Genomic DNA, 18,905 nt, shown 5'->3' with positions numbered 1-18,905 from the left:
AGCGAACCAATGTTTGGAAACATGATCTCGAACATGATGGTCAAACCGGGCCAGTCGCCCCTGTTCGACACGCCGGAAAATCACGGTCTCGACTATGAAAATGTCGAATTCAGAACCGAGGATGGCGTGGCCTTGAGGGGATGGCTGATCAAGGGTGGCAGCGGCAAGGTGATCGTTCAGACCCATTTCGGTGTCCAGTGCAACCGGGGCGGCTGGACGCCTAAGGGGCACGGGCCGATCACGCCCTGGAAGAAAGACATCCAGTTCCTGCGGCAGGCCAAGTTTCTGGCGGATCAGGGGTATTCGGTGCTGATGTATGACATGCGCGGCCATGGCGAAAGCGATCTGGGTCCGATCCCCTGGGTCAGCTGGGGGCCGGAAGAAGCCAAGGACGTGATTGCGGCAGTGGATTTTGTGACCGAGCGTTTTCCCGAGGCTTCGGTAGGGCTGTTGAGTATCTGCATGGGTGCAGCCTCGACCACTTATGCCTATGGCCAGGAGAACGGGCTGGCGCAGCGGTCAAACGTCAAAGCGCTGATTGCCGTCCAGCCGCTGCTTTACACCTGCTTCGTTGAGGCCCTCGGCATGCCCGGCTTCATGGTGCGCGCAGGTGAAAAAGTCAGCGAGAAGCGGCTGGGGTTCGACATGGCCCAGCCCAACTTCATCAATGACGCGCCCAAGATCACTGTGCCTACGCTGGTCGTGCAGAACACCAATGATCCCTGGACCCGGATGGGCATGGTCAAAGACTACTTCAACGCGCTGACAGCCGAGAAAGAGCTGAAGCTCCTTGATCTGGAGAAAAGCCGCTTTGCTGCCTATGACTATGTGGGATCCCATCCCGAGGATCTGATGGGCTGGTTCGGCAGGTTCATGTGATGCTGTGGACTATTCTGAAATGGGGAGTGCCCTTCCTGGCAATCATTGCGGTGGCAGGCGCCTTCACCCGCAAAACTTTTCATGTGGAAACCGTCATCGCAGCGCCGCCGGAAGAAGTCTGGGCGGTCCTGATGGACACTTCGGCCTATCCTGACTGGAACCCCGTATTTGTGGAGGTTCAAGGTGCTTACGTTGAGGATGCCGAAATGCTGAACATGGTGCGCGATCCTTCTGGCAAAATCCTGAAGATGACCGCTACCGTTGCCACCCTGGCTCCTGCCCGTGAGTTGCGCCAAAAGGGTGGCATCCCGGGCATTTTGACGTTTGACCATCAATGGATGCTGCAGCCGGTTGAGGGAGGCACCCGCGTTGTTCAACACGAGACCGACCAGGGTATCGGGCTGTGGTTCTGGAATTCAGATTGGATTGAAGGTGCCTACAGCAGAGTTGGCGATGCTTTGGGTGCCAAGGTTGTTGCAGGCAGCAAATAGCACACGCTTTTCAGCTTGCACTTGGTCTCAACCAGAAAGTTCCCGCAATGCGCAATAGTTTAAGATACTTGTTGATTTGCCTGATCCTTGGCTGTGGAGCCAAGTGGACCTTCACCAATTCAGAGGACACCCAAGCCGTGGCCGTGAACAAACCCTCCCACCATTCACCAGATGGCGGATACCGCAACCCGCCGGGAAGCCCTGCCCGGGATGCCACTTTCGGGGAAATGGTCAGGTTTATTGCTGGAGAAATGTTCTCTTCCCACGAAACCAAAGCGCCGGAAGACCACGTTCTGCCAAAGGCTGAGTTCGAGCGCCAGTATGTGGAGGCCGGCAATCCCAGCGTGACGTGGCTCGGGCATGCAGCCTTCATAATCAGGCTCGGAGGCCAGATCATCCTAACGGATCCCTTTCTCAGCGACGTGGCAGGGCCCATGAGCATCGGGCCCAAGCGCTACGCTCCTGCTCCACTGAGTGGGGCCGAGCTGCCCAAGGCCGATGTTTTGCTGATCAGCCACAATCATTACGATCACCTGGATGCATCCACCATCGAGGCCTACCGCTACAAGGAGGAGACGCAGGTAATTGTGCCCCTTGGCCTGGCGCCGTTTTTCACAAAGCGGGGCTATACAAGGGTGACAGAACATGACTGGTGGCAAAGCTGGCGATCAGACGGCATTGAGATCACCACCCTGCCTGCGGTGCATTTCTCGGGTCGGGGAATTGGCGACCGTGGCAAGACCTTGTGGGCAAGTTTCGGGATTTCTGCGCCGGAAGGGAAAATTTGGTTTTCCGGCGACACTGCCAATGGCACCATCTTTGAAGAAATCGGCCGCCGCGCCGGCCCGTTTGATTTGGCGTTAATTGCCATCGGAGCCTACGAGCCGCGAAACATCATGAAGTCGGTCCACGTCACACCTGAAGAGGCAATAGAGGTTGTGCGCAAGGTGGGGGCCCGCCGTGCAATAGGCATGCACTGGGGCGTAATAATGCTGACACCTGAAAACCCCTTCGACGCTCCGCAACGATTCAAGCTGGCAGCGGAGAAGCAGGGGCTTGGAAATGAAAACGCACTCATCCTGCGCGTCGGTGAAAGCATCTCCATATTCGCCGAAACGCACGTAGCTGTTCACACGCATGGCACAAGGTAGCGTTCACAGCGCATTGCTTAGAACGTTTTCCGGCCCTTTCCTGCCGTTCGACCAGCAAGCGAAACGCTGCAGCGCGACCCGTCAAACCTGCCGTTGGTGCATAGTGCAGCATTCCTTCAACAGGGCTGACAACCTCTCGGGAACCATCCGGGCTATCGGAGAAATCGTAACATTTGGCGGCTTTGGAGATTACTCCGTCGGTTTGCGCTGAAGCCCGATGTGATGATCCGCGAAAATGAACTGCTGATCGGCGGCAAGCGCCTCATGGCATGAGGAGCACTGTTCCCTTGGCAGCAGCGACGCGGTCTGCTCATACGGTTCGCTGTGATGGCCGAAGTTGAAGTAGCCGAGGTGACCAGTCTCTGCGGGGAACCGTTCGGTGTCCTTTATCAGCATCGCAAGGCCGGTGTAGTGGCTTTCCATAAGCACCTCATCCGGTGCGGCGTCCTTAGTTGCGGTGAACTCCTTGACGATCTGCGTGCCGTCCGGCCAAGCACCGGTTTCTATGTAGATGGCAAAGGACTGAGGCTCGACATAAGTATCGATATACTCGCTTGCTGCGATGGGCTGTGAGTCGATGATGTTCACTTCTCCCTTCGGCAGCAGCGTGGTGCCGACGTTGACCCATTGCCGGTAGTTTTGCGGCAGGTTGACGGTTCCATCAGCGTTAAACGAAACGGGCAGTTTTGCCGGATCTTCGGCACTGGCCGCAGAAGCGCCGCATGCCAGCAGAATAGCTGACCAAACAAGGTTCTTCATGGGTTTCCCTCCAGGTGCTGCCTGCCTTTGGCCAGCACCAACAGAGCGGCCTGGAGGCAAGGCAGTCACGGATTTGGTTAATTCAGTTCACAGGGACGATGTACGGAAACTGATCCGTATAGCGCTTGGCATCGTCGGCGTTATCGTCAATTGCAACTCCGGTCATGAGATGCAGAACCGTGTTCATCGCGTCATCCTGCAGCGCCCGCCCGTTCAGGCCGTCCACCGAATAGCTTGCCTTGGTGCCCGGGTTGTAGGTCAGCACATCGGGCATGACCATATCGGCAACCTTGCCCGCGTACTCCACCGGATTTCCCTCGACCGCCTGTGACGCGGAGACTGCCCAGAAGACATTGTTCACAATGGCCTGGCGGCGTTCCTCTACATCGAGGTCTGGGCGGTGCTGGCCGTGGTCCTCCTGAACAGCGGGGGTGTCAGCCAGGAACACATAGGGGAACAGCACATTGGCGTGCCGGTCGACCTGGCTCCATTCGTCTTTGTAGGTCACAGCTGTGGTGGTGAAGACTTTGACTTCGTCGCCTAGCAGAGCGTTGGGGACGTCCACGACGATGAAACTGGCGGTTGCTCCGATGAACAGATCACCATCCTCCTGGAAAATCTCCGGGGCAAAGTTGCCTGCCTGCTTGGCCGCATTGAATTTGGCCAGGCCAACGCCATTGCCAAAGAACGGCTCCTCTCCGCGCCCTGTCCACACCCGGATTCCATCCGGCAGCTCCAGGGTGTCGCCAACCTTGCCGCTGCCCAGCGGCTCTCCTGCCTCTCCTACGGCGGCATTGGGGGCACCCGCTCTGCTGACCTCGACATTCTCTCCGTCAAAGGAGAACACCAGGGTCATACCGGATTGGAAGTCTCCATCCTGGGCAATGTGGAGATTATAGAGCCCCTCATTGCCAAAGATGACGCCCGCGGGCGACGTGTTCGTGCCCGGCAGGCTGGGATTGGCCGAGGAGATAAAGGATGTGAACCCGTCGTTGCTGGACTGGAACACATAGGTGTCATTGAGGTCATAGGCCGGATACTGGTCCTGCAGCCCTGAAATGAAGTGCCCTGATGCTTGCACAGCACTGGACAGGCTGACGGCTGCCACAGCGGCCGCCACAAAGCTCAAGGCGGTCTTTTCTGATTTGGTCTTCATTCTTTCGTTCTCCCATTTGTAATTTTCATTCCGGGCTCCGCCTAAGCCTCTGACGTAAACAGGCGCGCGAACTCCCCGCAGCCTTCCGCCTGAAGGTCTTCCTGTGGCACAAAGCGGAGTGCCGAAGACTTGATGCAGTAGCTCAGCCCGACCGGTTCCGGCCCGTCCAGAAACAGATACCCGAGATGCGTGCCGGACGTCCGGCACCGCAGATGGATACGGATCATGCCGCCTGAGCGCTCCGTCGTTTCCCTGACTTCCTCACCCGCAATCGTCTCAAAGAAACAAGGCCATCCGTTGCCGGACCTGAACTTGTGAACCGATGCAAACAACGGGATGCCGCTGGCCGTATCAACATAGAGACCAGCTTCCCAGTGATCCCAGAAGGCGTTTTGAAACGCTGCTTCCGGCGCAGTGCCCGCGCCAGGCGTATCGGTAGATTTTCGGGGCAACTGATCTACCTCCGCGGCTTATCCATCCTTTTCGGTTCAGGTTACTGCTTCAGCAGAGTTTCTCTGCCGCCTGCTGAACCGTAGCCAAAGGCAATGCCGCGGGGAAATATTCAGTTGTTCGTATTCAATAGGCGCTGCTTATGGCAGCCCGGCGAAAGGGGCACAGCAGTCCAATCGGCGCTGAGCCTTGCCTTGTTAGGCCGCAGGCCCTTTCTGCTGTTCAGAGGCGTAGGCCGGCCAGTCATGCGCACGTGCCATTTCCGCAAGCAGTTTCAGTGCAGGCGGCTGTTCAGATTGCTGCGCCGTGGCAAAGGCAACCTTGCGCGACAAGGCTGGGTCCACAATCGGCCTGTGGTCCAACTCGGGCCGCAACAGCGAATACCGCGGGATGCAGCAGACGCCGACACCGTTGCGGACCATCCCCTGGATCCAGTCTTCGCGCTGGCTTCGAAAGGCAACTTCAAGCTCGAGATCAAGGTCCTTGTAGTACTCTAGGACCTCTTCCCGGAACTCGCAGTGAAGCCGCTCCACATACTGCTGCTTGGCTATGTCGCGCAGGGAAACCGCATCCATCTGCGAAAAGGCGTGGCCTTCCGGAAAGGCAATGACCAAAGGCTCCTCGAACAATTCGACATAGCTGAGCTGCGGATGCGGCGGCCCATGACGCGCGCAAAACGCGCCGTCCAGCACACCGGTCAGCAAGAGATCGGAAATTGCGTCAGGTGCCACATCATGCAGGACAATTGACACCAGAGGGTGCGCAACATGAAACGCATCCAGCATCGGCGCCAGGACACCAGGCCCAATCGTACACATCAGCCCGATGTTGAGTTCAGCGATTTCGCCTGCATTCACGGCCTTTGCGGTTGCCCGAACCAGATGCCGCGTGCGGTCAATCTGCTCGAAATGTGCCCTTAGTGACTTGCCCAGATCGGTGAGCGCGTTTTCCCGCCCATCCCTGCGTATCAGCTCACCACCAAGCTCAGTTTCCAGGCGCTTGATCGCCTGAGTCAGCGCGGGCTGGGAGACAAAACACTGCTCCGCCGCCCGCGTGAAATTGAGAGTGTCTGCGAGCGCAAGGAAGTAGCGTATCTGGTTAAAGTCCACTTAGACAAAGTTCCCTGGAGGTTACGAGGCAAGCGTGAAGCATATACCGTTTAAAGACAAGTTGCCGAACAGGGTGCGCAAAGAGCAAGGTCCAGAGCACCACCCTCCGCGGTGCCGTGAACCATTAGGTTTGACAGGTCACAGCCATTACGACCGACCCAAGGCCGACCTTGAGCGTGGCCTTCCGACTCTGCATGTGCAGCCCGCATTCCGGACAATCGTCGCGGGTGTAAAGTTCGGAGTTTGTTGCCGCACACCGACCAGCCTCTGTAGTCCTACGGATTTCAAAACTGCGCCAGGAGGTTATGCTTGTCTCGAAGTCACGATGTCTGAAGGGGCATCGCCCACATCGGAACCGGACACGTGTCAGAGAGAACGCGATCAGCACGAGACCTCCTGCGCCGACCCCTTGCCCGAGGGATCGTCTGGGTGCTTGTCTGCGTCTTGGCGCTTGGGGTCCTCGCCAATTTCGAGCGCAGCACGCGGCTGGTCGACCTGACGGCGGAGAGCGAGCGCCTTCACGCGGTCGCCTCGCAGCGCGTCAACCAACACGATGCGCATCTGACAGCCCTGTCGGCCATCGCGGTGGCCGGCGCAGAGCAGCGTCCGGACCTCTTTCGCGAGGTTGCGCGCGCGATCATGCGGTTCTACCCCCGGATCATCGGCATTTCCCTCGTGCCGCTCGAAGGGGAGGACGGCGTGCTGGAAATCGGGGTCCACGAAGCCGATCTCCGGGAGCTCATCCGAGCGGCCGCCGAACGCTCGACCGGCGCCCCGGTCCTGGTGCGGTACCCTTCCGAACGCCCGGCCTATCTGATCGTCAAACGAAGCCCGAATTCCGAGGCGGCGCGCTACGGGCTCGCACTCGTGATCGACGCCTCGGCGCTGCTCGACGGAGACTCCGACTATTGGACGCGCTCCAAGGCGACGCGCTGGCTGGCGCTTCACGACGGCACCTCGCTCGCCGGTGTGGCCCAGGACGCGCACGCCCCACATTTCATCCGCGCCCTTTCCAGTGGCACGCAGCCGCTTGAGCTGAAGACTGCGATCCGCATGACGGTCTCGGACATCCTGCCTCCGGGCCGGGTGGCCCTCGTCCTTGCCGTGATCGCATTGGGCGCCATGGCGCTGCGCGTGATCGGTCGGCAACGCGCCAAGGTCCGCGCCGCGGAAGCGCGGGCCGAATTGAGCGGTCTCGAGACCCGTCTCAGCCACGCATCCCGGGTGAACGCGCTCGGCGAGATGGCAAGTGGCATGGCGCATGAACTAACCCAGCCTCTGACGGCAATCCTGGCGCAGGCGCAGGCGGCCCGGCACCTGGTCGCACGGGGCGACATGGACCGCGTCGCGGGGACCCTCGAGGAGGTTGTTGGACAGACGCGGCGCGCCTCCGCGATCTTGGAGCGCCTGCGGACGTGGACGCGGCCGCGGGAGCGCAATGCGGAACTGATCGATCTCAGAGACTGCATCCGCGTGGCCGAAACCCTGCTCGCGGGACAAGCCCAAGAGCTTGGCGCCCGCCTCACCCTGACAGTGCCAGCGACGCCTCTGACGGTGGAGGGCGATCGCGTGGAACTGGAGCAGGTGCTGTTCAACCTGATGCGAAACGCTCTCGATGCGGTCGCCGAGAGCGCGGGGGCGCGGGAGGTTGCCGTTGACGCGTCACTCGACGGCGAAACGGCGATGATCGACGTGACCGACACGGGGCCCGGCATTCGGCCGGATGTGCGGGACCGGCTGTTCATCCCCTTCGTCACGACACGGGAGAGCGGAACGGGCCTCGGCCTCGCTCTCAGCCATCGCCTGGTCGAAAGGTATGGCGGCGAACTGACATTGGTCGAGACCCAAGAGGGCGCCCGGTTCAGGATCAGCCTGCCGCTGGCCCTAGCCGCCCGGGAGGCCGCGGAATGACTGCGCCGGTCTATCTCGTCGATGACGATGAGGCGGTCCGGGATGCGCTCTCGCTGCTTCTTTCGACGGTGGGGATCAATGTCAGGACCTTCGCCGGTCCCGAAGACTTCCTGTCGGCTCTCCCGAAGCTCGATCCGGGCTGCCTGATCCTCGACATCCGGATGCCGGCGATCTCGGGGTTGAAGCTGCAGAAACGCCTGACCGCGAGCGGTGTGGCCTGGCCGACCGTCGTGATTTCGGGGCACGGCGATGTCGAGGCCTGCCGAAAGGCTTTCCGCAATGGTGCCATCGATTTCCTGTCGAAACCGGTGGACGAACAGGATCTCATCGACGCGATTCAGAAGGGACAGGCAGTGCTCAGTCGAGCCGCCGAAGCCGACGCCGAGCGCAGCGAAACCATGGCGCTCCTCGCAGGGCTGACGCCGCGCGAACGGGAAGTGCTGTCGCTCGTGGCGCGCGGCTTCGCGACCCGGGAAATCGCTGGGGCGCTTGATGTTTCGCCTCGGACGGTGGAAAGCCATCGCGCGGCGATCGGAGCCAAGCTCGGCACGACGTCACCGGTTGAGATGACCCGTCTCTGGATCGAGGCCGAGAGCGCTCAGTAGTTCTACGGAGGTGTCGGGCCGGCCTACGAATGGGGCGTGCTCCCGCAATGGCGTAGGTCTCTCCCTGTCACCAGCAAAGGAGAACCGACATGCTCAGAACAACCGCTCTTCTCGCGGCCCTCGCCGCTCCCGTGGCCGCCGTGGCGCAGGACCTGCCCACCAGCCCATATCTGCCGCTTGCTCTGGCGGTTGATGCTGCGAATGCCGCGCTCACCGCCTGTGCGGCCGACGGCTATAACGTCAGCGTCGCCATTGTCGCCCTCGACGGCGCGACCAAGGTGCATCTGAAAGCGGACAATTCAGGCCCGCACACTGTTGGCAGCGCGCAAGGCAAGGCCTTCACCTCAGCCTCGATGGGCCGCGACACCGCCGGGTTGGCCCAGTTCATCGGCGAGAATCCGCAGCACGAGGGTTTGCGCTACATGGATGCGCGCATGGTCATCCAGGGCGGCGGTCTGCCGATCCGGATCGGCGGCGCGCTGGTCGGCGGTATCGGTGTTGGCGGTGCGCCCGGCGGCCACTTGGACGAGGCTTGCGCACGCGCCGGGCTGGACGTCATCGGTGCCGAGTAGGTCAATGATGGTCCGTGCGACACGCGCACGGACCCCACACGAAAACGTCACGAAAGGTAGACCCATGCGCCAACTTCCCCTGATCGTCCTTTTTGTCGGACTTGCCGCGCCGGTTTGGGCGCAAACCACCCCTTCTGCGCGCGAAGTCGCGGCCTATGATGGACTCTTCCTCGCAGCGCATGAGGGCGATGTCGCCGGGATCAAACGGCTGGTCGTGGAGGGCGCCGACGTCGATGCCCGAGACTCCAGTGGCCGGACACCGGCCCATGTGGCGGCTTTCGCCTCCGAGGGCGATGCGCTGCGTGCTCTGGCCGAAGCCGGTGCCGACATGAACGCCTTCGAACACCAGGCCTACGACGTCGTGACGATCGCCGCTGTGGCGGACGATCCCGACCTGATGTCGCTCGCCATCGAATTGGGCAACGATCCGGGTCTCGTGACGAGCCCCTATCTCGGCACCGCGTTGATCGCTGCAGCGCATCTTGGCCATGCCGAGGTGGTGCGGCGTCTGATCGATGCGGGCGCGCCGCTCGATCACATCAACAACCTGCACTGGACTGCCGTCATGGAAGCTGTGGTGCTGGGCGACGGTGGCCCGGATCACCAGGCGGTACTTGACGCCTTGCTCACCGCTGGGGCTGACCGCTCGCTGGCCGACCGCGATGGCGTCACAGCACTTCAGCACGCGGAGGCACGGGGGTTCACTGAAATGTCTGAACGGCTTCGCAGAGAGGACTAACTCGCTCGTGCCAAGGGAATTGTCCCGAATTCTCCAGAGGCTGACAAAATCGGCCCAAAGCTGCCGCTGGCTGCCACATGCAAATGCTGCAACGCAGCCCGTTAAAGCTGCCGTTCGTGTCATGTGGGGCAGTTTCAGCAAAGGGATGTTCCGGACATGCTCCTCACGTGCCACCTAGACAGCTTTCAGGAGAGATACGACGCATTGAAAGGGGCTCTTGCCGAGGAAACTTTTGGCTTGGTAGTTCTTAGCTGCATCACACCGCCAGTGCGGAACCAAGAGCCCGCCATGTGCGCAACATGAATGAAAGATGCTGAGGTACTATTTGGGAAACGAGGCGGAAGAAACTAGTGGAACCTGCCAGCCACCCCGGTGGATTTCATGTTGCTTGCTGGTGCAACGATCCATTTCCACACAGGCATCTATTACAGACCCTTCCCGGGATAATGTACGTTCACAATAAAGGTGAGCGTAATCATGACATCGAACTCAAACCTGCAAAAACTACGTGAGCTCTATGGCGGTGCTGGGGGTGACAAGATGCACGACCCGGAATTCCGGAAGGTCGCCGACGCGGTTTTCAGCGGCGACCGCCGCCCGCCGCCCTATTCCGGGGTTTCCACATTCCTGGATGCCCCTTATGCGCCGGATGCGGCTGAAAATGGCTTTGAAGGGCTTGATGTTGCTCTGATCGGCGTTCCCATGGACCTAGGCGTCACGAACCGCAATGGATCGCGTTTCGGGCCGCGTGCAGTACGCGCGGTTGAGCGGGTCGGTCCGTTTCATCACGTGCTGCGCACAGCTCCGCTGACGGAACTCCGGGCCGCTGATGTGGGTGATGTCCCGTTCCGCAGCAGGTTTGACCTGGATATGTCGACTGAGGATATCGAGTTGTTTTATCGCAAGGTTGCGGCAAACGGCGTGGTTCCTCTGAGCGTTGGCGGCGACCATTCGATTGCCTACCCTATCCTCAAGGCGCTTGGCGCGGACCGTCCTGTCGGCATGATCCAGATTGACGCCCACTGCGACACCGCAGGCCCCTATGAAGGGCAGAAATTCCATCACGGCGGCCCATTCCGCAGCGCGGTTTTGGACGGGGTTTTGGATCCCGAACGCACCGTGCAGATCGGTATCCGCGGCGGTGGTGAGTATCTTTGGGAGTTCTCCTTCGCATCCGGCATGACCGTGATTCACGCCGAGGAGGTCCACGAAATGGGGCTGGAAGCGGTCATCGCCAAGGCCCGTGAAGTAGTCGGTGACGGTCCCACCTATCTGAGCTTTGATGTCGACGGTATCGACCCGGCTTATACGCCGGGAACCGGCACGCCTGAGGTTGGCGGGCTGACAACCCGCGAAGCCAATATCATCCTGAATGGAATGAAGGGTGTGAACATCATCGGCGGCGATGTGGTTGAGGTCGCTCCGCAATACGATCCCAGCACCAACACCGCGCAGGTCGGGGCACAGATGCTCTTTCAGATCATGTCTTTGCTGGCGCATGCCCCCTGGTTCCGGGAAAAACTCGAAAAGGAAAAGAAATGAACATCACCCGCTTTGAACTCTCTGACCGCATGGCCCAGGCCGTCGTTCATGGCGACACGATCTATCTGGCCGGACAGGTTGGCCAGGGCGCGACGATTGGCGAACAGACCAAGGACGCATTGGCACAGGTTGAGCGTGTGCTCGAACTGGCCGGTGGCAGGAAATCCTCGATCCTGTCGGTGCAAGTTTGGCTGGCCGATATGAATGATTTTGACGAGATGAACGCGGTCTATGACGCCTGGGTTGATCCGGGCAATCAACCCGTCCGCGCGGCCGGGGAATCGCGGCTGGCAACTCCGGATTACCTGGTTGAGTTCATCGTAACCGCCGCTAAGGTCTAAGTATCACAAGCGGTTTCAAACAAAGAAGAGGCGGTTTCACCCGCCTCTTTTGCCATTTACAGGGTTCTATTTCAGACTTGAAAAACCTTACCCGGGTTGAGCAGAGCCTGGGGGTCCAGTGCCTCTTTCAGTGTTTGCATGACCACCTGAGCCTCTGGAGACACCGATCTGCCGAGATAAGCGCGTTTTTCCAGCCCGATCCCATGCTCCGCAGAAATTGTGCTGCCTGAGAATTCCGCGACGGTGTCATAGATCAGCCGGTCATAGCTGTCCCGGCTCGCGAATTCCCCGGCGGCAAGCCCCAGCATCACATGCAGATTGCCGTCGCCGACATGCCCAAAGATGTAAGGCACTGCTGCCGGAAACGTCTCTGCATACCGTTCGGCCAACCGGGCAGTAAAGGTTTCGAGGTCCTTCAATTCCAGCCCGACATCATAGGACAGATTGGCCTCGAATCCGTGTTCTATTGCATCGCTGTCTTCACGGGAGCGCCAGATGGCGGCGCGCTCGGCTTCAGACTGTGCGACAACTGCGTCAGCGACGATGCCTTCACCGAACACTGGTTCCAGGAAATTCACCAGTTCTTCGTTTGCAACCGAAGAGGACTTTCCTGAGATCTCAAGAACCGCGTAAACACCGTAGCCATGCCCGAGCGGCGGTGTTCCGTAGCCACTCTGGGACGTCGTGAGGCGGTAATACTCGGGCCACATCGCCTCGAAGGATACCAGGTTCGTGCCAAATGCCTTGCGGGCCCGCTCAAACAACGGCGGCAGCTTCTCGGGATTTTCGCAGGCCAGCAATGCGCAGCTCGTTGCCGCCGGGACCGGCCACAATTTCAGGACGATCTTGCTGACAAGCCCCAGAGTGCCTTCGCTGCCGATGAACAACTGCTTCAAATCGTATCCGGCATTGTTCTTGATCAGCGGGCTGGTCATATCAAGAACGCGCCCATCCGCCAGGACGGCCTCAAGGCCCAGAACATTCTGACGCATCATACCGTATTTTAGCACCTTAACACCGCCAGCATTTGTCGCAACCATTCCGCCGATGGTGCAGCTGCCGCGGGCCGGAATATCAACGCCGACAATCATGCCATGGGGCTCCAGCGCCGTTTCCAAGGCTTCAAGTGTCACGCCTGGTTCGACAACGGCGATCCCCTGCGCCACATCAATGCGCAGGATCCTGTTCATGCGCTCAAAGGAAACAATGGCCTGGCCTGGCTGCGACGCCGTGCCATCGACCAGCCCGGTCAGCCCGCCATGCGGCACCAGTCCAATCCCTTTCATAGAGGCCGTTTTGCAAATTTCAGCCAGCTCGGCGGCAGAGCCCGGGCGCAGCAGCAGCCCTGCATCCAGGCTTTCGGCGCAATAGCCTGGATTGCGGCCGCTGAGCTGCTCGGCAGTCAGCACATGGCATTCGCCCACAACGCTTGCAAAGATTTCCTGTAGTGCGCCCATACCAGTCCTCCGGAGCAGATTCGCTCCTGTTGTGCCACGGAGGACGGAAGAAAAAGATTGCAAAATGCTGAAGGATTGTTGCAGCTGAATGAAACAATGGAAGATGTTCATGACTTCAGAACCACAACTTAACCAGCGCCGGAAGCTGATGGGGCGTGTCAGCGAAGTGGATATCAACCTCATGCGGGTATTCTGCACGGTTGTGGAATGCGGCGGCTTCTCGGCGGCGCAGAGCGAGCTGGGCGTCGGGCGGTCGACAATCTCGCGCCAGATCGCGCATCTGGAAACCCGGTTGGGGCTAACACTGTGCTACCGCGGCCGCAGTGGCTTCAAGCTGACACAGCATGGCGAGCAGGCGCTGGCCTATATGCTGGATTTTCTGGAGGCCGCGGAGGAGTTCACCTCCAATGTCGCGGCTATCAATGACAATTTCACCGGCAAGATTGACGTGGCAATGGTCGATGCCAGCTTTACCGACCCACTGAACCCGACCCTGGGTGCCATCCGCGCCTTTAGGGACCGGGCGCCAAGGGTCAAAATCAACCTTACCGTTAAATCACCAGGGCAAATCGAGCGCGGTGTCCTGGATGGCAGCTTTCACCTCGGCTTGGTGCCTGCCTACCGTTTCCTACCAGAGCTATCTTATCAGGAATTGTATCAAGAAAGGGTTGCCTTGTTTGCCGGGCCTACGCATCCATTGCTGTCTCAGTTTGCAGAGGAACCAGATCTGCCAATGGAGGAGGTTACCCGGCATGAGCTAGTTTACCGCGGCTATCTAGAAGGAGACAAGCTGATTGAGCTGAAACAGCAGTTCGAACGCGGTCCCACAGTTTTTCATACCGAGGCCGTGTCGGCTCTTGTGCATGCTGGTGCGTATTTGGGGTTTCTTCCAGAACACATTGCCTCAACTGAACTGACCAGCATTTTACCAGACCAATTCGAATATATTGCGCCGATGTGCGTAGTAACCAAAAGCAGCCGAAAGCATTCAGTTCTTTCGCGCGCGTTTGTCGAAAGCCTGCTGTCGAGTTGAACAGCAATGTCTGCGCCGTCTGTTGCATTGCAATGCAACAGACAATGCGCAGTCCGCCCTGTAAATGGTGGTTTGTTTTTCGGATGCTGCCTGACCAGTAGCTATCGGCACAGCAAGTGCATTTACAGGGAGCTTAAAATGAAAACATTCGAAAAACTTCGCAGGAGTCTTGCTGCAGGCTTGGTGGCAATGGCCAGTCTGGGTTTGACTGCAAGCACCGTCTGGGCAGCAGACTATCCCACCAAACCCGTGACACTAATCATTCCGTACGGCGCCGGCGGCGGCACCGATACCATGGGCCGGGTGTTTGCCAAAGCATTGAGCAGTGAACTGGGGCAGCCGGTTGTGGTTGTGAACCGCAAGGGCGGCGCCGGCGCGGTCGGTGCCAGTTTCCTAAAAAACTCACCCTCAGACGGCTACACCATTCTGCTGGGCGCCATCGACGAAATCGCGGCATGGCTGCCGCTATCCACTGAAGTCGACTTCGACAAGGCAGACTTCCGCTACCTCGGCGCGGTCGCGAACTATCAGAACGCCTTTGTGGCACCCAGCGGTCAGCCCTTCACGACGCTGGAAGAATTTGTGGCCCACGCCAAGTCCAACCCCGGCGTCCCGGTTGCTGCTCTGGGCGGCATGGACCGGATGTTCTGGGCAAAGCTGATTGACGCCGAAGGTCTGGAACTGAAGCAGGTGCCGGTTGCGGGCGGTTCTGAAGCCATGCAGATGCTGCTGGCAGGCAATGCCGTGATGGCTTTTTCCGGCGGCGTTCACGCGAATTATGAAGGCTCGATTGAGGTGGTCGCTTCGCTCAATGGCACCCGGCTTTCGGGCGCGCCCGATGCTGCCACATTTGCTGAATCAGGCTATGAGCTGAGCATGCCGTCAATGGTTGGCGTCATGGCTCCGGCAGGCTTGCCGGATGATATCGCGGCTAAGCTGGAAACAGCAGTTCTGGCGGCCGGAGGCAGTGATGATTTCCGCGTCATCGTCGAAGAGCGCCTGAAATCGGACGTCGATCTGGTAGCCGCCGACAAGGTCACCGACACTATCACCGCAATCCAAGACACGTTGCGGCCACTGGCGGGCAACTGAAAATTATGACTGAGCACGCCGCCCCTCTGCGGGCGGCGTTTTTCCAAGGGAGGGGAAAATGGCGGCTCAAGATAAGGGGGCAGGCCACACGATTGTGCTGGCAAATCTGGGAGCAGGCATCGCACTAATACTGATTGCACTGCTGGCCTGGTTCTGGCTGATCCCGTTCCACGTGACCGGCGCCATGCAGGATCAAGGCACCATCGGGCAGGGTTTCATGCCGCGGGTAGCCTCAGCAGCGATGGGTCTCTTCGGTGTGCTGATCACCCTGAGCGCAGCGGTTCACCTCAAACGCGGTGATTTGAGCGGTGAAAGCCACGAAGACAGCGAAGAGAACGAATACCTGGTCTTTGGCGGGATTGAGATTGTCAACACGCTGATCCTGGGAACCGTCTGCACCGCCTATGTCCTGCTGTTCAAATGGATCGGCTTTGCTGCAGCTTCCGCACTGCTGCTTTTTGTGCTGATCCGGGCCACCGGTTTCAGGAACCTGCCGCTGACGCTGGCCATTTCCGTCCTGCTGCCGCTCGGCTTGCAGGAGCTGCTGTGGCGCGTGCTGCAGATACCACTGCCCGACTTCCCGCGCATTCTGTTCTGAGAGGCCGCTATGATAGAGCAACTCATCGAAGGTTTCAGCTCCGCTTTCACATTGGTCAATGTGGCTTTCATCTTTCTGGGCGTGGCGTTGGGCATCCTTTTCGGCGTTCTGCCCGGTGTCGGTGGTGTCACGGCCTTGACGCTACTGATCCCGGTGACTTTCTATTTGGACCCGGTTACTGCGCTTGCCTTCCTGATCGGTATCACCAAAGGCGGCACCTCAGGCGGGGCGATCCCGGCGATCCTGCTGAACGCGCCCGGCAGTTCCGAGAATGTGGCAACCGCGCGGGACGGCTATCCGCTGGCCAAGAAGGGCAAACCGGTCAAGGCTCTACGTATGGCGCTCTACTCCTCGGTCTGGGGTGATTTTTCTTCGGATGTCGTGCTGATCCTTCTAGCGGCGCCCTTTGCGGCGATTGCGCTGAAGTTCGGCCCGGCCGAGATCACGGCGGTGGGGCTTCTGGCCTTTACCCTTATTTCCGCGCTGTCATCTGAATCGCTGGCCAAGGGGATGGCGGCAGCGGCGCTTGGGGTGTTTCTGGCCACAATCGGTTTGGATCCGCAACTTGGCACCCCGCGGATGACTTTCGGCGTCATCGACCTCTATGATGGCATTTCTCTGAATGCGATGGCCATCGGCCTGCTGGCACTGAGCTCGGTTGTCAGCCAGCTGTTTGATGGATGGCGGCGGCCTGAGCTGCAGGGTTTCAGGCAACAGCCTTATGACAGGGCTGAGCAGAATATCGCTTGGCCTGAGTTTCGCGGCTGCATTAAGACGCTTTTCCGGTCTGCCTATATCGGCACTTTCGTAGGCATGATGCCCGGTCTGGGGGCTACGCTGGCCGGTTTCCTGGGCTATGGTGCAGCCAAGCGCGCATCCAAAGAGCCGGAGGAATTTGGCCGGGGCAAACTGGAAGGCATTGCTGCGACCGAAGCGGCAAACTCCGCAGTGACGGGTTCCAACCTGATCCCAACCATCGCTTTGGGTATTCCTGGCAATGTTGCTGCTGCTCTGTTGATTGGTGCCTTCATGATCCACGGCGTCACGCCCGGCCCCTTCATGATGGTGCAGCATGGCGCACTGATTTATGCGATCTTTGCCTCGATGCTAATCGCGAATGCAGTGCATCTGGTCGTCGGTCGTTTCGGAATCCCGATCTGGGTATCAGTTCTGCGTGTGCCAAAACCGGTGGTGCTGTCGAGCGTGACCATTCTATGCGTGGTCGGCGCCTATGTCCCTTCAAGCTCGTTCTTCGAAGTGGGGCTGATGCTGGCCTTTGCAGGTTTGGGGTATTTCATGCGCAAAACCGGCTTCTCGCTAGTCAGCCTGTTCATCGGTTTCCTGATGGGGCCGCTGATTGAGCATTCGCTCCGCCAGACCATGATCCTTTACGACAACAACATCCTGGTGCTGTTCACTCGGCCAATCGCGCTGCCTTTTACCTTGCTGACGCTCTATTTCATCTGGCGCTACGGCATCTACCACCCGGCACAAGCGCGCAAGAAACTGTTTGAAGAAGCGCAATCCAACAACCCTCCAGAAAAATGAACGGACACGACATGCGGGCGACCAATACCGTAATCATCATCTCCGACGAGCATAACAGCCGTGTCATGGGATGCGGCGGCGATGGCATTGTCAAAACCCCCAACCTCGACGCACTGGCCGCATCGGGCACGCGTTTCACCAATGCCTATTGCAACTCGCCTGTCTGCGTGCCTTCACGCGCCAGCGTTGCCACCGGGCGCTACGTGCATCAGGTGCGCGCCTGGGACAGCACCAACGCCTATGACGGCTCGATCAAGGGTTGGGGCGCGCGGCTGCTTGACGCAGGCCATGACGTGGTCTCGGTCGGCAAGCTGCATTTCCGCAGCACCGAAGACGAGAACGGGTTTTCCGAAGAAATCCTGCCGATGCATATCTTCAACGGGCAAGGCTGGCTCAACAGCCTATTGCGGGATCCGCCGGTGATCATCGAAGGCTGTGAGCAGATGGCCGGCGACATCGGCCGTGGCGAAAGCCGCTATGCGCAATACGACCGCGACATCACCAGCCGCACCTGCCGCTGGCTGGAAGACGCCGCCAAGGCACCGCAGGACAAGCCCTGGACGCTGTATGTCGGGCTGATTGCACCTCATTTTCCGCTGAAAGCGCCGGAAGAGTTCTATGACCTCTATGACGGCATCGACATCCCGCCGCCTCATTCCTACGCGGCCGATGAGCGTCCCCGCCACCCGGTGCTGGATGAGCTGCGCCATTTCACGCCATACGACGACTATTTCGATGCTGAAAAAGTCAGGGTTGCCCGCCAGGCCTATTACGGGCTGTGCTCTTTCCTGGACCACAACATCGGCCAGATCCTGAAAACCCTGGAAGACACCGGGCTGAGCGCGGACACCCGCGTCATCTACACCTCCGATCACGGCGACAACATGGGCAACCGGGGCATGTGGGGCAAATCCACTATGTATGAGGAATCGGCTGCGGTGCCGCTGATCATCCGCGGCCCGGACTTTCCGGCAGGCGAGGAGGAGGCAACGCCGGTTTCGCTGGTGGATCTGCATCCGACACTGACTGCTTTTGCCGGGCTGGAGCCGCACCCGGAAGATGCCGATCTGCCAGGTAAACCGCTGACTGACATTGTGCAGGCCCCGGATTTTGAACGCGCGGTGTTCAGTGAGTATCACGATTGGGGCGCGATCACGGGCATGTTCATGCTCCGCAAAGGCAACTGGAAACTGGTGGAATACCCGGGTCATCCGCCGCAGCTGTTCAACCTCGGAGACGATCCGCTTGAATTGCACGATCTGGCGGCGCTGCCTGAATTTGCGGAGCGTCTGCAGGATATGCGTAGCGAATTGAGCAAAGTTGCCGATGTTGACGCTGTCAACCAGAAGGCGTTTGACGATCAGAGCGCCAAGATTGAGCGTCTCGGCGGGCGCGCAGCGGTTGAAGGTACCCCGGAACAGGCTTACACGCCTCCGCCGGCCGCACTGCCCGCTGACCCCTTTGAACCGTAG

General features: G+C 59.5%; 19 protein-coding genes. 14 read left to right on the top strand and 5 right to left on the bottom strand.

Annotated features, from left to right (window positions below; genetic code table 11):
• The first annotated feature begins 9 nt into the window (after nucleotides 1–9).
• The 3 genes from ACXAEK_RS06180 (at nucleotide 10) to ACXAEK_RS06170 (ending at nucleotide 2,521) form a co-directional block, all read left to right on the top strand.
• Nucleotides 10–879 carry an alpha/beta hydrolase gene (locus ACXAEK_RS06180; RefSeq protein ID WP_475040522.1) on the top strand — a complete coding sequence of 290 codons (870 nt, stop codon included), beginning with the start codon at nucleotides 10–12 and terminating at the stop codon, nucleotides 877–879.
• Nucleotides 879–1,370: an SRPBCC domain-containing protein gene (locus ACXAEK_RS06175; RefSeq protein WP_475040520.1), complete on the top strand. Its 492-nt coding sequence runs from the start codon at nucleotides 879–881 to the stop codon at nucleotides 1,368–1,370. The genes ACXAEK_RS06180 and ACXAEK_RS06175 overlap by 1 nt, the downstream gene beginning before the upstream one ends.
• A 71-nt stretch (nucleotides 1,371–1,441) precedes the next feature.
• Nucleotides 1,442–2,521, top strand: coding sequence for an MBL fold metallo-hydrolase (locus ACXAEK_RS06170; protein WP_475040519.1), 1,080 nt, complete (start codon nucleotides 1,442–1,444; stop codon nucleotides 2,519–2,521).
• A 189-nt stretch (nucleotides 2,522–2,710) separates the two neighbouring features.
• Here ACXAEK_RS06170 and ACXAEK_RS06165 read toward each other — a convergent pair whose 3' ends face one another.
• From ACXAEK_RS06165 to ACXAEK_RS06150, 4 genes are all read right to left on the bottom strand, one after another.
• Nucleotides 2,711–3,280 carry a cytochrome P460 family protein gene (locus ACXAEK_RS06165; protein ID WP_475040517.1) on the bottom strand — a complete coding sequence of 190 codons (570 nt, stop codon included), beginning with the start codon at nucleotides 3,278–3,280 and terminating at the stop codon, nucleotides 2,711–2,713.
• Nucleotides 3,281–3,362: 82 nt separating this feature from the next.
• The gene (locus ACXAEK_RS06160) at nucleotides 3,363–4,436 is read right to left on the bottom strand and encodes a DUF4331 family protein (RefSeq protein ID WP_475040515.1); all 1,074 of its coding nucleotides are present in this window, start codon (nucleotides 4,434–4,436) and stop codon (nucleotides 3,363–3,365) included.
• 41 nt (nucleotides 4,437–4,477) lie between these two features.
• Nucleotides 4,478–4,888, bottom strand: a complete 411-nt coding sequence (gene msrB, locus ACXAEK_RS06155; RefSeq protein WP_475040513.1) for a peptide-methionine (R)-S-oxide reductase MsrB — start codon at nucleotides 4,886–4,888, stop codon at nucleotides 4,478–4,480.
• Nucleotides 4,889–5,083: 195 nt separating this feature from the next.
• Nucleotides 5,084–5,995 (bottom strand): LysR family transcriptional regulator, encoded by a 912-nt coding sequence (locus ACXAEK_RS06150; protein WP_475040511.1) that lies wholly within the window; start codon nucleotides 5,993–5,995, stop codon nucleotides 5,084–5,086.
• A 444-nt stretch (nucleotides 5,996–6,439) separates the two neighbouring features.
• On the opposite strand from ACXAEK_RS06150, the gene ACXAEK_RS06145 reads away from it, so the two are divergent.
• The 6 genes from ACXAEK_RS06145 (at nucleotide 6,440) to ACXAEK_RS06120 (ending at nucleotide 11,705) form a co-directional block, all read left to right on the top strand.
• The gene (locus tag ACXAEK_RS06145; RefSeq protein WP_475040510.1) at nucleotides 6,440–7,906 is read left to right on the top strand and encodes a sensor histidine kinase; all 1,467 of its coding nucleotides are present in this window, start codon (nucleotides 6,440–6,442) and stop codon (nucleotides 7,904–7,906) included.
• Nucleotides 7,903–8,511, top strand: a complete 609-nt coding sequence (locus ACXAEK_RS06140) for a response regulator transcription factor (protein ID WP_475040508.1) — start codon at nucleotides 7,903–7,905, stop codon at nucleotides 8,509–8,511. Before ACXAEK_RS06145 ends, ACXAEK_RS06140 begins: the two co-directional genes overlap by 4 nt.
• Nucleotides 8,512–8,600: 89 nt before the next feature.
• The gene (locus ACXAEK_RS06135; RefSeq protein ID WP_475040507.1) at nucleotides 8,601–9,083 is read left to right on the top strand and encodes a GlcG/HbpS family heme-binding protein; all 483 of its coding nucleotides are present in this window, start codon (nucleotides 8,601–8,603) and stop codon (nucleotides 9,081–9,083) included.
• A gap of 64 nt (nucleotides 9,084–9,147) precedes the next feature.
• Entirely contained in the window at nucleotides 9,148–9,822 is a 675-nt protein-coding gene (locus ACXAEK_RS06130) for an ankyrin repeat domain-containing protein (RefSeq protein WP_475040505.1), read from the top strand.
• A 477-nt stretch (nucleotides 9,823–10,299) separates the two neighbouring features.
• Nucleotides 10,300–11,364, top strand: a complete 1,065-nt coding sequence (gene speB / locus ACXAEK_RS06125) for an agmatinase (RefSeq protein ID WP_475040504.1) — start codon at nucleotides 10,300–10,302, stop codon at nucleotides 11,362–11,364.
• The gene (locus ACXAEK_RS06120; RefSeq protein WP_475040502.1) at nucleotides 11,361–11,705 is read left to right on the top strand and encodes a RidA family protein; all 345 of its coding nucleotides are present in this window, start codon (nucleotides 11,361–11,363) and stop codon (nucleotides 11,703–11,705) included. Before speB ends, ACXAEK_RS06120 begins: the two co-directional genes overlap by 4 nt.
• A gap of 71 nt (nucleotides 11,706–11,776) precedes the next feature.
• On the opposite strand, the gene ACXAEK_RS06115 is transcribed toward ACXAEK_RS06120, so the two are convergent.
• Nucleotides 11,777–13,273 carry an FAD-binding oxidoreductase gene (locus ACXAEK_RS06115; protein WP_475040500.1) on the bottom strand — a complete coding sequence of 499 codons (1,497 nt, stop codon included), beginning with the start codon at nucleotides 13,271–13,273 and terminating at the stop codon, nucleotides 11,777–11,779.
• On the opposite strand from ACXAEK_RS06115, the gene ACXAEK_RS06110 reads away from it, so the two are divergent.
• The 5 genes from ACXAEK_RS06110 (at nucleotide 13,251) to ACXAEK_RS06090 (ending at nucleotide 18,905) form a co-directional block, all read left to right on the top strand.
• Nucleotides 13,251–14,195, top strand: a complete 945-nt coding sequence (locus tag ACXAEK_RS06110) for a LysR family transcriptional regulator (protein ID WP_475040498.1) — start codon at nucleotides 13,251–13,253, stop codon at nucleotides 14,193–14,195. The two genes, ACXAEK_RS06115 and ACXAEK_RS06110, sit on opposite strands and share 23 nt — an antisense overlap.
• A gap of 138 nt (nucleotides 14,196–14,333) precedes the next feature.
• On the top strand, nucleotides 14,334–15,287 hold the full coding sequence (locus ACXAEK_RS06105) for a Bug family tripartite tricarboxylate transporter substrate binding protein (RefSeq protein WP_475040496.1): 954 nt from the start codon (nucleotides 14,334–14,336) through the stop codon (nucleotides 15,285–15,287).
• Between the two features lie 58 nt (nucleotides 15,288–15,345).
• Nucleotides 15,346–15,885: a tripartite tricarboxylate transporter TctB family protein gene (locus tag ACXAEK_RS06100; RefSeq protein WP_475040494.1), complete on the top strand. Its 540-nt coding sequence runs from the start codon at nucleotides 15,346–15,348 to the stop codon at nucleotides 15,883–15,885.
• 9 nt (nucleotides 15,886–15,894) lie between these two features.
• Nucleotides 15,895–17,433, top strand: a complete 1,539-nt coding sequence (locus ACXAEK_RS06095) for a tripartite tricarboxylate transporter permease (RefSeq protein ID WP_475040493.1) — start codon at nucleotides 15,895–15,897, stop codon at nucleotides 17,431–17,433.
• Nucleotides 17,430–18,905 carry a sulfatase family protein gene (locus ACXAEK_RS06090; protein ID WP_475040491.1) on the top strand — a complete coding sequence of 492 codons (1,476 nt, stop codon included), beginning with the start codon at nucleotides 17,430–17,432 and terminating at the stop codon, nucleotides 18,903–18,905. Before ACXAEK_RS06095 ends, ACXAEK_RS06090 begins: the two co-directional genes overlap by 4 nt.

It is taken from the genome of Leisingera sp. ABM4_101 (assembly GCF_056158725.1).
Note: the sequence above shows the minus strand (reverse complement) of the source record. Positions and strands in the feature narration are given on the sequence as shown.